The 255-nt window shown below is 51.0% G+C and carries 1 rRNA gene; it reads left to right on the plus strand.

What is annotated here, in order from left to right:
* A 23S ribosomal RNA gene (locus tag LB450_RS13650) occupies window positions 1-255 on the plus strand; the annotation flags it as partial.

Consider the following 255-nt stretch of genomic DNA (forward strand, 5'->3'; position numbering starts at 1 on the left):
GGGAATGCCTAGGCTCTCAGAGGCGATGAAGGACGTGACAAGCTGCGATAAGCTGCGGGGATTAGCACATATGAGTTGATCCGCAGATTTCCGAATGGGGCAACCCACTATACTGAAGGTATAGTACTCGCCATTGGCGGGAGCGAACCCGGTGAACTGAAACATCTAATTAGCCGGAGGAAGAGAAAACAATAGTGATTTTGCTAGTAGCGGCGAGCGAACGTGAAACAGCCCAAACCAGAACTGTTACGGCAG

The organism is Psychroflexus curvus (genome assembly GCF_020164585.1).
Lineage (GTDB): Bacteria > Bacteroidota > Bacteroidia > Flavobacteriales > Flavobacteriaceae > Psychroflexus > Psychroflexus curvus.